At 62.9% G+C, this 12645-nt stretch carries 12 protein-coding genes; 4 read left to right on the top strand and 8 right to left on the bottom strand.

Translation table 11 applies throughout. The annotated features are described in order from the left end of the window. Window positions 1-98 precede the first annotated feature (98 nt). A complete protein-coding gene (lipA, locus tag F0P96_RS09600; protein ID WP_151078643.1) occupies window positions 99-1001 on the bottom strand; it encodes a lipoyl synthase in 903 nt (300 codons plus the stop codon). 121 nt (window positions 1002-1122) lie between these two features. Continuing rightward, the gene (locus F0P96_RS09595) at window positions 1123-1908 is read right to left on the bottom strand and encodes a hypothetical protein (RefSeq protein ID WP_151078642.1); all 786 of its coding nucleotides are present in this window, start codon (window positions 1906-1908) and stop codon (window positions 1123-1125) included. 107 nt (window positions 1909-2015) lie between these two features. On the opposite strand from F0P96_RS09595, the gene F0P96_RS09590 reads away from it, so the two are divergent. Then, window positions 2016-2423, top strand: coding sequence for an OsmC family protein (locus F0P96_RS09590; RefSeq protein ID WP_151078641.1), 408 nt, complete (start codon window positions 2016-2018; stop codon window positions 2421-2423). A gap of 91 nt (window positions 2424-2514) precedes the next feature. On the opposite strand, the gene ytxJ is transcribed toward F0P96_RS09590, so the two are convergent. From ytxJ to F0P96_RS09570, 4 genes are all read right to left on the bottom strand, one after another. Continuing rightward, on the bottom strand, window positions 2515-2853 hold the full coding sequence (gene ytxJ, locus F0P96_RS09585; protein WP_151078640.1) for a bacillithiol system redox-active protein YtxJ: 339 nt from the start codon (window positions 2851-2853) through the stop codon (window positions 2515-2517). After that, window positions 2853-3188, bottom strand: a complete 336-nt coding sequence (locus tag F0P96_RS09580) for a hypothetical protein (RefSeq protein WP_151078639.1) — start codon at window positions 3186-3188, stop codon at window positions 2853-2855. The genes ytxJ and F0P96_RS09580 overlap by 1 nt, the downstream gene beginning before the upstream one ends. 71 nt (window positions 3189-3259) lie before the next feature. Next, a complete protein-coding gene (locus F0P96_RS09575) occupies window positions 3260-3604 on the bottom strand; it encodes a hypothetical protein (protein ID WP_151078638.1) in 345 nt (114 codons plus the stop codon). Window positions 3605-3694: 90 nt separating this feature from the next. Continuing rightward, window positions 3695-5674 (bottom strand): alpha-ketoacid dehydrogenase subunit alpha/beta, encoded by a 1980-nt coding sequence (locus tag F0P96_RS09570; RefSeq protein WP_151078637.1) that lies wholly within the window; start codon window positions 5672-5674, stop codon window positions 3695-3697. Window positions 5675-5830: 156 nt separating this feature from the next. Here F0P96_RS09570 and F0P96_RS09565 point away from each other — a divergent pair, with 156 nt between their 5' ends. From F0P96_RS09565 to F0P96_RS09555, 3 genes are all read left to right on the top strand, one after another. Beyond that, window positions 5831-7315, top strand: a complete 1485-nt coding sequence (locus F0P96_RS09565; protein ID WP_167291195.1) for an ArnT family glycosyltransferase — start codon at window positions 5831-5833, stop codon at window positions 7313-7315. A 298-nt stretch (window positions 7316-7613) separates the two neighbouring features. Then, the gene (locus tag F0P96_RS09560; RefSeq protein WP_160620254.1) at window positions 7614-10172 is read left to right on the top strand and encodes a TonB-dependent receptor plug domain-containing protein; all 2559 of its coding nucleotides are present in this window, start codon (window positions 7614-7616) and stop codon (window positions 10170-10172) included. A gap of 76 nt (window positions 10173-10248) precedes the next feature. After that, a complete protein-coding gene (locus tag F0P96_RS09555; RefSeq protein WP_151078634.1) occupies window positions 10249-11532 on the top strand; it encodes a M16 family metallopeptidase in 1284 nt (427 codons plus the stop codon). Between the two features lie 105 nt (window positions 11533-11637). On the opposite strand, the gene F0P96_RS09550 is transcribed toward F0P96_RS09555, so the two are convergent. Beyond that, window positions 11638-12066 carry a hypothetical protein gene (locus F0P96_RS09550; RefSeq protein WP_151078633.1) on the bottom strand — a complete coding sequence of 143 codons (429 nt, stop codon included), beginning with the start codon at window positions 12064-12066 and terminating at the stop codon, window positions 11638-11640. 129 nt (window positions 12067-12195) lie between these two features. Further along, window positions 12196-12513, bottom strand: a complete 318-nt coding sequence (locus tag F0P96_RS09545) for a hypothetical protein (protein ID WP_151078632.1) — start codon at window positions 12511-12513, stop codon at window positions 12196-12198. Window positions 12514-12645: the final 132 nt, after the last annotated feature.

Raw genomic sequence — 12645 nt, 5'->3', positions numbered from 1 at the left:
AAAGCCCTTCTGTTCGGAGGGGCTTTTTTTTGGCCCCTACTAAAGCAAAAAGCCCGTCGGCAGAATTGTCGACGGGCTTTTGTGTATTCGTTGGGTGCTTAAATTGGCACGTTCACGTGGCGCTCGGCGTGGTAGCTGGAGCGCACCAGCGGGCCACTCTCCACGTACTTGAGGCCGCGGGCCAAACCTTCTTCCTTGTAATGGGCGAAGAGGTCGGGGTGAATGAATTCGGCCACCTCGATGTGGCGTTTGGTGGGCTGCAGGTACTGGCCGAGGGTGAGAATGTCGAGGCCGTTTGCCACGAGGTCGTCCATGGCCTTGTACATCTCGTCTTTGGTTTCGCCCAAGCCCAGCATAATGCCCGACTTGGTGCGGCAGCCGGCGTCTTTGGTGCGCCGGATTTGCTCCAGGCTACGGTCGTACTTGGCCTGCGGCCGCACGAGGCGGTAGAGGCTACCCACGGTTTCCATGTTGTGCGACACCACTTCCTGGCCGCCGGCAATCATGGTATCGAGCGCGGCCCAGTTGGCCTTCACGTCCGGAATCAGGGTTTCGATGGTGGTGCCGGGCGAGAGTTGCTTGGTTTGCACCACGGTTTCGTACCACACGCTGGCGCCGCGGTCTTTCAGCTCGTCGCGGTTGACGGAGGTAATAACGGCGTGCTTTACGCCCATCAGCTTGATGGCTTCGGCCACGCGGCGCGGCTCGTCGAGGTCGTACTCGGTGGGGCGGCCAGTGGCCACGGCGCAGAACGAGCAGGAGCGCGTGCACACGTTGCCCAGAATCATAAACGTGGCCGTACCCGCGCCCCAACACTCGCCCATGTTCGGGCAGTTGCCCGATTCGCAGATGGTGTGCAGTTTGTGCTCGTCCACCAGCTTGCGCACGTTGGCGTAGGCGGGGCCCACGGGCAGCTTCACGCGCAGCCAGTCGGGCTTGCGCGGCTTGGCCGGCGCGGCAGCTTCGGGCTGAATAACGGGTAATAGCAGGAGTTCGTCCATGGCTACAAAGGTAGTACCTGGCGGGTTGGGTTTCAGAAGGGAGGCGCCGCCGCTGGCGCAAAAAAAGAGGGCCGCCACCGTTTCCGGCGCACGACCCCACAGGCAAAATCGGGCAGAAAAGCTAGTTGCGGTGGCCGATGTACAGCGTCAGGTAAACCGACGAAAACATCTGATTGTTCAATTTGCTGTCGGCCACGCTCCGGTCGCGCAAAATGGTGAGCGAGTTGGTGTAGGCTTCCAGCAGCACGCCCGCCTCCAGGCCCGCTACGGCGTCGCGGTAGCGGCCGTACTCAAAATTGAGGGCGCCGCGCACGTGTGCCCCCACGTTGGGTTTCACCTCGCTGATGCCCTGAAACAGCGGTGCCCGGTCGTAGATGCGAATGGGGTCGGAGTGCTTGTTCGGGTCAAACTGCTCGGCCCGAATGTCGTCGGGCGTGGCATTGGGGCGGGCGTTGGGCTCGGTGTAGTTGTAGTAGATGTAGTAGGGCAGCAACAGCCCCACCGATGGGCCGGCACCGGCAATGGCGCTTACCTGCACGCCCGACTCGGGCGCTTTGCGGAAAATCATGCGCTGCACGCCAAACGTGGGGCGCAGCACAAACAGGTAGTTGCTTTTGCCCTGCACGTAGATGCCGCCCGAACTGGGGTTGCCCACGCGCAACTCTTTGGGGTGCTTCACCTCCACTCCCTCTAGCATCCAGAAACGGGCCCAGTCGTCGGTAATTACCCGCAAGGAGCGCACCGAGGCACCGCCGATGAGGCCGGCATTGGAGTTGAAATTGACGCCGTAGGTCAGCTCTTTGTTGTAAGCGGTGCTTTCCTGGGCATCTTGCGCCAAGGCTTGGGGTGCATTACCCAGCAGCAGCCCCAGCAATAGACCAAACAACAGCAGGGTACGAGTACGCACGGGAGCAGCAGGCAAGAAGTGGGCGGAAAGAGGCCGGCGGCTCTGCGGCCGCGCCTCTCCGAAAGTACGTAATTTTGTGAGCATCCGTCTGACGTTTTCCAAAGATTATGAGCACTGCCACCGCCCGCTACGCCGGCCAACTGCGCACCGAAGCTACGCACGTAGCCTCCGGCACCGTTATTCTCAACGACGCACCCGTCGACAACCACGGCCGGGGGGAAGCATTTTCTCCTACGGACTTGGTTAGCACTGCGTTGGGCACGTGCATGATGACCATCATGGGCATCGTGGCCGAGCGGCACGGGCTGGACCTGGTGGGCACTTCGTTCGACGTGACCAAGCACATGGCAGCCGAACCGCGGCGCATTTCCGAAATCGAAATTCAGTTCCGGATGCCCGCCGCGCTGCCGGCCGAGAAACGCGTCTTGCTCGAACGTGCCGCCCGCACCTGCCCGGTGGCTCTGAGTCTGAACCCGGAAATCCGGCAAACGGTTCAGTTTTCCTACGAGGGCTAGCAGGCGTAAACGACGTGGTGGTTACCGGTTCAGCCGTGCGCGAAATGCGCAACGAGCCACCCGGTAACCACCACGTCGTTTAGTGTTGTGCCTACAGCACTTGCCGCTTTACTTCGCCGAGTTGAATGCTCATGTGCGAGGCGTTGTAGTGGCATTCGCCGTTGCGGATGAGCAGCAGCTGCGGTGACTCGTGGTGCACGCCAAACTGCTTGGCTATTTCGCTGGAAATGGGCCGGTAGCGGAGCAAATCGAGGTAATAGGCTTTCACCGGGCCCAGATCGGCCTCGGGCCACTGCCGCTCCAGGCGGGTTTTGGCCATGGCGCTGATGGAGCAGGAGGTGCTGTGCTTGAAAATCACGACGGGATGCTCGGCCGATTCGCGCACGATGTCGGCCAGCTGCTCAAGCTGGGTTAGGGGAGTCCACTGCATTATTCAGTCGGTTGGGTTTTCTTCTTGCGCCGGGCGCTTTGGTACGACGGGTCGCTGACGCGGGCCGTGCCGGTGTTGTCGAAGCGGTAACGGCTCCGCTCGTCCTTCGGGTTCCGCAGCCGGTCGCCGCTTTCGCCGGGGCGCAGCGCGTGCTTGTTCACGGCCAGGTGCGCCTGCTTCAGGTCGTCCGACACGGGGTACTTGCGGGCGTCGCGCACGGCTTTGCGGGCGTCGCGGCGGGCAGAGGTACGGTCGTCAATTTGGGCCGAAGCCGTAACCGTGCCGAGGCCCAGCAGCAGGACAAAGGCCAGCAGCAATCGAAGGGAGGGAAACATAGAGCGGCAGGTAGAATAGAGGAGAAATCAGATGATTGTACGCAACGGCGCAAGATGTGGACGGCCCGGCCTTACCAAGGCAGCGGAATGCCGAGGAAGCGCCGCTGGCCGATTTTTTTCTTCAGCCGGCGCCGCTCGTATTTGGGCTTCTTGAGCAAGCCATTTTTGTCGTAGCCGTTCTTCTGCACTTTGGCGGGTTCCTTGGCGGTCGACATGTCGGAGCCATCGGCAGCCGACTGATCGGCCGAGGCCGCTTTCTTCTTTTTCTGCTTGGGCATGGCCGGGCCCGTGGGGTTGGGCAGGCGGTACGGGTGAAACAGCCGGCAGCTGCTCAGCCCCGGTCCGGCAAGCACCAGCACCAACAGTCCGTAGCTCAGCCACCGACGCAACGAAACAAACGCAAGGAAAGGCACCACGACAAGCACAATGGAGACCGAAAATTACAAAGGCCGGGGCACTTGCGCCCCGGCCTTTGAAAAGATGGCAAACGCAGCCCGCAGGGCCGCTTAGTACGCCAGCATTTTTTCCACGCACTCCCGCAAGCGCGCATTGGCCAGGAAGTTGTTCTCCAACGCGGGCGCAAACGGAATGGCCGAATCGAGCGAGGCCACGCGCTGAATGGGTGCGTCGAGCGAGGTGAAGCAGTGCTCGGCAATCCAGGCCCCGATTTCGCCGCCGATGCCGCCGGTGAGGGTGTCTTCGTGTAAGATGATGACGCGGCCGGTTTTCTCCACGGTGCGGCGCACGGCGGCTTCGTCCCAAGGCAGCAGGGTGCGCAGATCGAGGATGTCGCAGTCGAGCTGCATTTCTTCGGCCAGCTTGGCGGCCCAGTGCACGCCCATGCCGTAGGTGATGATGCTCAGCTCGGAGCCTTCCCGCGCCAAACGGGCCTGCCCGATGGGCAAGGTGTAGTAATCGTTCGGCACCGGCCCGCTGATGCTGCGGTAGAGCATCTTGTGCTCGAAGTAGATAACCGGGTTGGGGTCTTCGATGGCGGCGGCGAGCAGCCCTTTGGCGTCGTAGGGCGTGGCGGGGTACACCACTTTCAGGCCGGGCGTGTGCACAAACCACGCTTCGTTGGACTGCGAGTGGAACGGGCCAGCGGCCGAGCCGGCGCCGGTGGGCATGCGCACCACCACGTCGGCATTCTGGCCCCAGCGGTAGTGGCTTTTGGCGAGGTTGTTCACAATCTGGTTGAAGCCGCAGGTCACGAAGTCGGCAAACTGCATTTCCACCATGGCCTTCTTGCCTTTGATGCTCAGGCCCAGACCCGTACCGATAATAGCCGATTCGCACAAGGGCGTGTTGCGCACGCGGCCCTTGCCAAACTGCTGCACGAAGCCGTCGGTAATCTTGAACACGCCGCCGTACTCGGCAATGTCTTGGCCCATGAGCACCAGCTCTGGAAACCGCTCCATGCTCTGCCGCAACCCGTCGGAAATGGCATCCACGTAGCGGCGCTCGGTGCTGGCCGCGTCCGCAGCAGGCGTCTGGTCGTGCGCCTGGAAGGGGCGGTACATGTCGGCCACTTCTTCCTGGGTGTCGGCCGTTACTTCGGGCATGTCGAACACCACGCGCCAAGCCTCATCGATTTCGTCTTTGATGGTGCGGCGGTAGCGCTGCTTGGCTTCCTCGTCGAGCACGCCCTGTTCCATCAGGAACCGCTCGTAGTTTTCCACCGGGTCTTTCTGGGCCCATTCGTCGAACAGCTCCTGGGGCACATACTTGGTGCCCGAAGCTTCCTCGTGGCCGCGCATGCGGAACGTGAGGGCCTCCAGCAGCACAGGGCGCGGGTTCTGGCGCAGGTCTTCGGCGAGACGGCGCACCGTATCGTACACCTCCAGAATGTTATTGCCGTCGACCTGCACCGCCTCGATGCCGTAGGCCGGCCCTTTGTTGATGAAGTAGCCGTGGCGGAACTGCTCGTTCGAGGGCGTGCTCAGGCCGTAGCCGTTGTTTTCGACGATGAAGATGACCGGCAGCTGCCACACAGCGGCCACGTTCAGGCCTTCGTGAAAGTCGCCCTCAGAAGCGCCGCCGTCGCCGGAGTACACCACCGTCACTTTGCCTTCGTTGTCGAGCTTGTTGGCCAGGGCAATGCCGTCGGCCACGGCCAGCTGCGGGCCCAGGTGGCTGATCATGCCCACGATGTGGTGCTCGTTGGTGCCGAAGTGAAACGACCGGTCGCGGCCTTTGGTGAAGCCGGTTTTCTTGCCCTGCCACTGCGCGAAGAGCTGCGCAAGCGGCAGCTGGCGGCAGGTAAACACGCCCAGGTTGCGGTGCAGCGGCAAAATGTACTCATCCGGCTGCAGGGCCAGGGTCGAGCCCACCGAAATAGCCTCCTGCCCGATGCCCGAAAACCACTTGCTTACCTTGCCCTGGCGCAGCAGGATAAGCATTTTCTCTTCGATCAGGCGCGGCTTCACGAGGCCTTCGTAAAGGCGTAGCAGGTCGTCGTTGGAGTAGTCTTTGCGGTCGAATTGCATCGGGTGGAGGAAGTTCGGGGAAAGGTGGCGGCAAAGGTAGAAGGTTGGGCCGAAGCAGCCGAGCCGTTTCCGGATTGCGTGCACGTGGGGCGCTGGCGGCGGCTTCGGCGCACGCGGCGGGTTGCACAGCCCAATTCAGCGCAGTAGATTCGGCCTGTGAGTTCTGTTTCTTCCCCGCGTATCTGGCACCGTGTGCTTCCCTGGCTGGTGGTGCTGGCCCTTTCGTATTTACCCCTGTTCTGGCTACTGGGCCACATGCCCGTGCAATCCTGGGACGAAGCCCGCACCGGCGTCAACGGGCTAGGCATTCTGCAGCACCAGGATTGGGTGGTGATGCGCCACGTGAAAGAGCCCGACCTCTGGAACTGCAAACCGCCCCTGCACGCCTGGACGCTGGCCGCCAGCTTCTACTTATTGGGCGCCAACGAATGGGCCCTGCGCCTGCCGTCGGCCCTGGCGGCTTTGGCTACCGTGCTGCTCGTGTTTCGGGCGGCGTGGTGGTGGCTGGGCTCGTGGCGGGGCGGGCTGCTGGCGGCACTGGTGCTGCTCACCACCCAAGGCTACGTCACCACCCACATTGCCCGAAGCGGCGACTTCGATGCCCCACTCACGCTCTGGACGACATTGGGCGCCCTCAGCTGGCTGCGCTACCTCATTGGTGGGCGCCCTGCCTATGCCTGGCTCACGGGCGGCGCCTTTACGCTGGCCGTACTCACCAAAGGCATTGCCGGCGCCGTGTTTGGCCCCGGCCTGCTACTGGCCGCCGTGCTGACGGGCTACGGGCACCGGCTGCGCAACTGGCAACCCTGGGCCGCCGGCGCGCTGGCGTTGGTAGCCGCCGCGGTGTGGTACGCTGTGCGCGAGGCCGCCGAACCCGGCTACCTCGACGCGGTGTGGCAATATGAAATTGGGGGACCCGCTACGGCCCAACTGGAAGGCCACCGCACGTCGGTATTTATGTACCTCAATACCCTCACCGAGTACAAGTTTACGGTGTGGCTACTGCCAGCGCTGGCTGGCTGGCTCTTGGGCTGGTGGCAGCCGCGGGGTAGCCGCGAATGGGTACTGAGCCGCGCTACGGCCGCCATTGCGGGCTCTTTTCTGCTGCTGATTTCGCTGGTACAAACCCGCCTGCTGTGGTACGATGCGCCGGTGTACCCGCTGCTGGCCATTCAGGCCGCCGCCGGTCTGGTGTGGCTAGGCCGAACCATTGCGGCCCATTGGAACCGCCCCACCACGCCCACCACCCGCACGCTGGCGGTGCTGGCGGTGGCGCTGTTTCCGTACCTGTCGCAATGGCGCTACATTGATAGCTTGGCCAACAGCCCCGTCAAAGACATGAACCTGCTCTACGGCTACCTCATCCACGATTTGCCGCGGCAGCTGCCCAACCTGCACAAATACGTGGTGATGACCGACGGCGTGTTCAACGACAGCCCCGTGTTCTACGCCGCCGCCGCCCAGCACCAGTTTGGGCACCAGTCGCGGGTGCGCACGCCGTGGGGCATCTGGCCCGATCCGGGCGAAATCATCGTGGCCTGCGGCGCCAAGGCCCGGAAGCCCTGGCAGAAGCGTTTCGTTACGCAAGAGCTGGCCCGCACCGATTCGTGCGTGACGCTGCGCTTGGTGGAGCGGCGTTGAGGGGGGTGACACGTCGTTGCACCGGCTGGTTTCGCGGCTTGCCTGTGGATTAAGCGCTTGGCCGGCATCTATTATCTGTGTCCTTTTATCTGATTGATATTTTCATATGATCCGTCATGTATCCGCTTGGACTCTTGCAGTAGCAAGTGCAGCTTCGGCTTTTGCCCAACAGCCCGAGCCCTTAGCGCCGCGCATTGCGCAGCTTGTAGCTGTGCAGCCCGATAGCCTACCAAGAGTATTTCTTCTAGGCAGTTTTAGCTGCCCAGCTTTTGGCGTTCGAATCTCACAAGCATATAATATGCTGCCTCTTGTTCCCGTACAGGAACAGCTGCGCCAAGTGGCAGGCGTACAGGTAACCCCTTACTCCGGTGCACCGGGTGCTGCTGAAGCCGTGCGCATCCGCGGAGCGGGCTCGATTGGTAGCAATACCCAGCCGCTGTACGTGGTCGATGACGTGCCTGTATTCCAATACTACATTCCCGACCCTGGCAATGATGCGGCGGCGCCCTACCCCACACCCCTACCTGGCGACTGGGGCAACAACCCGTTGCTGAGTGTGGCCACGGCCGACATCGATTTGATTGAAGTGGTGAAGGGTGCACAAGCCACCGCCCAGTACGGGGCTCAAGGGCAAAACGGCGTGGTGCGCATTCGAACCCGCCGCGGTGCAGCCGGCGCTCCGCTGCGCCTGCACTACCAAGGCTACGGCAGCTTGCAGCAAGCCCACAGCCGCTACGAGCTGCTCGGCGCCCAAGAATACGCGCTGGCAGTCAACACAGTAGCGCATTCGCGGGCCCAGGCCAGTCCCTACACGGCCAGCCAAGCAGCTGCCTTCGGGGCCGGTACCGACTGGCAGGCCGAGGTGCTGCACCGCGCGGCCGCCGGGCAGGAGCACCACGTGGCCTTCGACGGTGGCACGGCCCACGGCACCCGCTACTACGTTGCGGCCGATTACTTGCACCAGAACGGCGTGGTGCGCGCGAGCTACCTCAACCGCTACGGCCTGCGCCTCAATCTTGACCAGCAAGTGGCTCAGCAGCTGCGCCTCGAAGGCGGCCTGGGCCTGAGCCAAACCGACGAGCACCGCACCGATGAGGGCGTGGTGACACAGGCCCTGCTGGCTCTGCCCACCCAGCCTGCCCTCGGCCCCGACGGCCAGTACAGCCAGCGCGACTACGCGTATAACCCGTTGCAGCTCGTCGACGAAGCATACCAAGCGCCGCAACAACGGCGTTTGCTGGCGCGGCTGGGCGCCTTTTACCAGCTGTTGCCGGGGTTCACTGCCGAACTGCGGGGCTCACTCGAACGAGACGCACAGCACCTGCGGCTACGCCGGCTCGCGCCCTACGGAGGAGTATTGCCGCCCTACGCCACGTTGCAACAGCGTTCCGGCTACCGCCAATGGGTAATCCACCCGGCCGTGCGCTTTGTCCGCACCCTGGCCTCGGTTCATGCGGTGGAGCTAGCCCTGGAAGCGCATCAACAGCGCAGCCGGCGAGAGGGTGCTATTGCCATCGACATCCCGGGGGAAGCTACGAACAAGCGGGAATACGACAACCGCCAGATGCTGCAGTTTGAGCTGTTGACGGGGGCCTACACCTACCGCGGCCGGTACGAGCTACGCGCTAGCCTCCGCCACGAAAGCGTCACCCAGCTTGTGGCCTACCACCAGCGCTGGTTTCCCGGCGCGCAAGCCACTTGGCACGTCGAGCAGGAAGCTTTTTTGAGTGACCATGCGCTGCTGAGCAAGCTGGATGTCTGGGCTGGCTGGGGGCGTTCCAGCAACCAGGGCCTGGCCGGGCAAGCCGTGCTCCAAACAAGCGCCGTGCTTGGGGCCACCACAAGGCTAGATGTGTGCACACAGCAGGAAGCAGGGCTACAGATAGGCTTGTGGCAAGACCGCCTCGACGTAACGGCCAGCGCCTACCAACGCCAGACTAACTGCACCCTTGTTTACAGCTTGCCGAGGCCGGTGGTGGATAACACCGAGCAGCAAACCGTGCGCAACCGCGGCGTGGAGGTGTCGATAGGGGTTGATTGGCAAGCCGGGCGTCTGCACAGCACTTCCCGGTTGGCGGCCGCCCTCAACCGCAACCGCGTTGTGCTGGGCACCGACGATAATTACCTGTTTGACTCGTACTACCTGTTTCAAAACGGGCGGCCGCTGGCTTCGTTCTACGGCTACCGCGCCGACCACATCTACCAAAGTCAGGCAGAAATCGACGCCGACAACCAAGCCGCACATGCCGTAGGCGGCCCGTCGCTCTTCTACCAAGCAGCGTCTACCCGGCCCGGCGACATCCGCTTCAAGGACCTCAATGGCGACGCTCGCATTACCGCTGCCGACCAGGAAATCCTGGGCGGCGGCTTGCCCACCCATTCGCTCACGTTTACCCAGCAGCTGAGCCTGGGTCGCTTCGCCCTGCAAGCCCAGATAGACGGCCTATTCGGCTACCACCAAATGAATACGGCGTTGCCGTACCTCGATGCGTTACCCAACGCCAGCTTTGTGGGCGCGACGAACGTTTCGCCCCGCGTGCGGGAGCGGCTGCCGTATATACCTGCCACTTCTACCAACGGCAGCTTTTTACCAGTGGAACGCATGTCAGATTACGTGTTGCAATCAGGCAACCACGCGCGGCTGACCTCGCTACAGCTTGCGTGCAAAGTCTGGGAAAAAGGACCGCGTAGCGTGCAATTGTGGGCGGCGGGCTACAACCTGCTGGTGCTGACGAAGTACCGCGGCTTCGACCCCAACGTGAGTGCCGCCGGCGCCGATGCCCGCCGCGCCGGCCTCGACGACAACCGTTCGCCCACGTCACGTACCATTGCCTTGGGCGTGCGGGCCACACTTTAGCGCCGACGCGCTACTCGGCCGAACCTGCGGTTGGTTTCGTAGGTTGTACCACTTTAGCGCCTTCCATTGCCTTCTCATGATACACTTTCAGGAATTCACCCTTGCCAACGGCCTGCGCTGCCTCGTGCACGAAGACTTTTCACAGCCGATGGCCGTGCTCAACGTGCTCTACAACGTGGGCTCTCGCGACGAGGACCCGGAGCACACCGGCTTTGCGCACCTGTTTGAGCATTTGATGTTCTCGGGCTCGGTCAACATCCCGAGCTACGACGAGCCCCTGCAGCTGGTGGGCGGCGAAAACAACGCCTTCACCTCGCCCGACATTACCAACTACTACCTCACCCTGCCCGCCGCCAACATCGAAACCGGCTTCTGGCTGGAGTCGGACCGCATGCTGAGCCTGGCGTTCAGCGAAAACGGCTTGGAGGTGCAGCGCAAAGTGGTGGTCGAAGAGTTCAAGCAGACCTACCTCAACCAGCCCTACGGCGACGTGTGGCTGAACCTGCGGCCCCTCGCCTACCAGCAGCACCCCTACCGCTGGGCCACCATCGGCAAGGAAATCAGCCACATCGAAAACGCCACCATGCAGCAGGTGCGCGACTTTTTCGCCAAACACTACTCGCCCTCGAATGCCATTTTGGTAGTAGCCGGCGCCGTGGCTTTCGACGAAGTGCAGCGCCTGGCCGAAAAGTGGTTCGGGCCCATTGAGGCCGGCACGCGCTACGAGCGGCAGTTGCCCGCCGAGCCGCGCCAAACCGAGCCACGTTTCCTGCAACTGGAAGCCGACGTGCCGCTTTCGGCCCTCTACAAAGTGTACCACATGCCCGGCCGCGCCGACGAGGCCTACTACGCCGCCGATTTGCTGAGCGACGTGCTGGGCCGGGGCAAGTCGTCGCGCCTCTACCAGCAGCTGGTGAAGGAACGGCCGCTGTTCAACGGCATTTCGGCTTCGGTGTCGGGGTCGTTGGAGCCGGGCCTGCTCGTTGTCAGCGGCAAGCTGAACCCCGGTGTGAGCCTGGAAGAAGCCGACGCCGCGGTATCGGCCGTTGTGGCCGAGCTGAGCGCCACGGAGGTCGCCGACGACGAGCTGCAGAAGGTGAAAAACCAAGCCGAAGCCAGCATCGTGTTCAGCGAAGTAGAGCTGCTGAACCGCGCCATGAACCTGGCCTACTACAAGCTCATCGGCGACCCGAACCTCATCAACCAGGAAAGCCAGCGCGTGCAGGCCGTAACGCCCGCTGCCCTGCGCCAGGCCGCCCGGGAAGTGCTGCGCCCCGACAATTGTTCGACGCTGTACTACCAAGCCCGCACCCAGCAAGCCGCGCCCGAGCCGGCCGAAACGGAAGAAGCTGCGGTGTAGCGTGTAGCCAACCTTTGCGCCACCACACGCCACAAAAAAGCCCCGCCTGCATCGGCCGATGCAGGCGGGGCTTTTTACTTATGGCAGCCGCTGAATGAGCAGAAATTACTGGCGCGGGTTGCTGTAATCCTGGCTGCGGGGGCGCATGGAGGGCTTCCGCTCGATGGGGCGGCCCATGTAGTCGGAGCGGCTGCGGGTGGAGGGCAGCAGCGGCGAGCCGGGCGCTACGCTCATGCCTTCCACGCGGCTGGGCGAATTGTCGGCCCCGCTGCCGTAGGCCCCGCCGAAGCCGCCGTTGGCGCCGGCATCGAAGCCGCTAGCCTGCGACTGGGCCGGGGTGGCCGTGGCATCGGTAGCAGCGGCTTTGGTAGTGGTGGCAGCCGGGGCTTCGTCGCCCCACCCGTCGTTGGCCTTAGCGGCCGGCTTGGTGGTGGCCGATTTGGCGGAAGTCGCCTTTTTGGAGGTGGCTTGCTGCGCGTGGGCTCCCGTGAAAGCCGCAGTCATCAACAGCACAAGAAAAGTCATCCGTTTCATGGCAAGCAAACGTCTAAAGGTGGATGGTTGGTATACCCAGCAGTGTACGTGCAAACCACAAACCCGATCATATAAGTTCTTATTGCAGAGCTTTTAACCTGCAATTTCAACTATATACGAAACGGCCTATCAGCGCCGTTTGCGCGCGCTCGACTTGCTGGCTCCCGCGCTCATGGAGGTAGCCGTGGTGCGCTTGGCGGCCACCGGTGTAGAGGTCAGTTTGTTTTTGGGTTTGATGGGCCGGCCCATGTAGTCGGTGGTCAGGGGCATGGGCATGCCCAGGCGCATACCGGGGGCCAGTTTCTGGCCGGCGCCGTCGGGGCCGTATTTGGCGCGGGTGGTGGCGTAGTGGCTCGACGGGCGGCGTTTGCGCGTTTGGGCCTGGGCCGAGAAAGTGGTGAGCAGCGCTGCCGTCAGCAGCAGGAGCGAAAGTACGAGGCGGGCCATAATGCAATAGCGTGAAGTGGAACTGCCAACAGCGGCTTCGGTTCATACGCGAACGGTGCCCGCGCGGTCATTCGGGGCTGTAAATTGCAGTCGGCCGCCGCGGCCCATTTCCCGGCCCGCGGCCTTACCTTT

The sequence above is a fragment of the Hymenobacter busanensis genome (genome assembly GCF_008727865.1).
Classification (GTDB): domain Bacteria; phylum Bacteroidota; class Bacteroidia; order Cytophagales; family Hymenobacteraceae; genus Solirubrum; species Solirubrum busanense.
This window is presented reverse-complemented; position numbering and strand designations above follow the sequence as displayed.

Coding starts and splice junctions, on each gene's coding strand:
- lipA (WP_151078643.1), bottom strand. CDS start 1,001: ATGGACGAACTCCTGCTATTACCCGTTATTCAGCCCGAAGCTGCCGCG.
- F0P96_RS09590 (WP_151078641.1), top strand. CDS start 2,016: ATGAGCACTGCCACCGCCCGCTACGCCGGCCAACTGCGCACCGAAGCT.
- ytxJ (WP_151078640.1), bottom strand. CDS start 2,853: ATGCAGTGGACTCCCCTAACCCAGCTTGAGCAGCTGGCCGACATCGTG.
- F0P96_RS09580 (WP_151078639.1), bottom strand. CDS start 3,188: ATGTTTCCCTCCCTTCGATTGCTGCTGGCCTTTGTCCTGCTGCTGGGC.
- F0P96_RS09570 (WP_151078637.1), bottom strand. CDS start 5,674: ATGCAATTCGACCGCAAAGACTACTCCAACGACGACCTGCTACGCCTT.
- F0P96_RS09560 (WP_160620254.1), top strand. CDS start 7,614: ATGCTGCCTCTTGTTCCCGTACAGGAACAGCTGCGCCAAGTGGCAGGC.
- F0P96_RS09555 (WP_151078634.1), top strand. CDS start 10,249: ATGATACACTTTCAGGAATTCACCCTTGCCAACGGCCTGCGCTGCCTC.
- F0P96_RS09550 (WP_151078633.1), bottom strand. CDS start 12,066: ATGAAACGGATGACTTTTCTTGTGCTGTTGATGACTGCGGCTTTCACG.
- F0P96_RS09545 (WP_151078632.1), bottom strand. CDS start 12,513: ATGGCCCGCCTCGTACTTTCGCTCCTGCTGCTGACGGCAGCGCTGCTC.